Origin of the sequence: Massilia agri (genome assembly GCF_024753255.1) — a bacterium.
Taxonomy (GTDB): Bacteria; Pseudomonadota; Gammaproteobacteria; order Burkholderiales; family Burkholderiaceae_D; genus Telluria; species Telluria agri.
In genome coordinates, this window is sequence record NZ_JANUHA010000042.1 from 1 (window position 1) to 1,734 (window position 1,734).

General features: G+C 52.2%; 1 rRNA gene. It reads right to left on the reverse strand.

The window, feature by feature from the left end:
- Window positions 1-27: 27 nt before the first annotated feature.
- Window positions 28-1,734: ribosomal RNA gene (locus NX780_RS25030) — 23S ribosomal RNA — on the reverse strand; the annotation flags it as partial.

Consider the following 1,734-nt stretch of genomic DNA (forward strand, 5'->3'; position numbering starts at 1 on the left):
TGACTCGTCTATAACTACCAAGGTTATAGGGACAAGCCGTACGGGCAATTAGTACTGGTTAGCTTAATGCATTACTGCACTTCCACACCCAGCCTATCAACGTCCTGGTCTCGAACGACCCTTCAAGGAGCTCAAGGCTCCGGGAAATCTCATCTTAAGGCAAGTTTCCCGCTTAGATGCTTTCAGCGGTTATCTCTTCCGAACTTAGCTACCCGGCAATGCCACTGGCGTGACAACCGGTACACCAGAGGTTCGTCCACTCCGGTCCTCTCGTACTAGGAGCAGCCCCCTTCAAATTTCCAACGCCCACGGCAGATAGGGACCAAACTGTCTCACGACGTTTTAAACCCAGCTCACGTACCACTTTAAATGGCGAACAGCCATACCCTTGGGACCGGCTACAGCCCCAGGATGTGATGAGCCGACATCGAGGTGCCAAACTCCCCCGTCGATATGAACTCTTGGGAGGAATCAGCCTGTTATCCCCAGAGTACCTTTTATCCGTTGAGCGATGGCCCTTCCATACAGAACCACCGGATCACTATGTCCTACTTTCGTACCTGCTCGACTTGTCGGTCTCGCAGTTAAGCACGCTTATGCCATTGCACTATTAGCACGATGTCCGACCGTACCTAGCGTACCTTCGAACTCCTCCGTTACACTTTAGGAGGAGACCGCCCCAGTCAAACTGCCTACCATGCACTGTCCCCGATCCGGATAACGGACCAAGGTTAGAACCTCAAACGAACCAGGGTGGTATTTCAAGGATGGCTCCACGAGAACTGGCGTCCCCGCTTCAAAGCCTCCCACCTATCCTACACAGATTGGTTCAAAGTCCAATGCAAAGCTACAGTAAAGGTTCATGGGGTCTTTCCGTCTAGCCGCGGGTAGATTGCATCATCACAAACATTTCAACTTCGCTGAGTCTCGGGAGGAGACAGTGTGGCCATCGTTACGCCATTCGTGCAGGTCGGAACTTACCCGACAAGGAATTTCGCTACCTTAGGACCGTTATAGTTACGGCCGCCGTTTACTGGGACTTCAATCAAGAGCTTGCACCCCATCATTTAATCTTCCAGCACCGGGCAGGCGTCACACCCTATACGTCCACTTTCGTGTTTGCAGAGTGCTGTGTTTTTATTAAACAGTCGCAGCCACCAGTTTATTGCAACCCTTTCACCCTTCTGCAGTAAAGCAGTCAAGCTACCGGGGCGTACCTTATCCCGAAGTTACGGTACCAATTTGCCGAGTTCCTTCTCCCGAGTTCTCTCAAGCGCCTTAGAATACTCATCTCGCCCACCTGTGTCGGTTTGCGGTACGGTCTCGTATGACTGAAGCTTAGAGGCTTTTCTTGGAACCACTTCCGATTGCTTCGCACTACAAGAGTGCACGTCCCAGTCCCTTGAATTCCGCGCCCGGATTTGCCTAAGCGCCTTCTATGAACCAGAAACCAGCTATTCCAACAGCTGGACAACCTTCCGCGATCCGTCCCCCCATCGCATCATACGACGGTGCAGGAATATTAACCTGCTTCCCATCAGCTACGCATCTCTGCCTCGCCTTAGGGGCCGACTCACCCTGCTCCGATGAACGTTGAACAGGAAACCTTGGGCTTACGGCGTGCGGGCTTTTCACCCGCATTATCGCTACTCATGTCAGCATTCGCACTTCTGATACCTCCAGCATCCTTTACAAGACACCTTCGCAGGCTTACAGAACGCTCTCCTACCATAT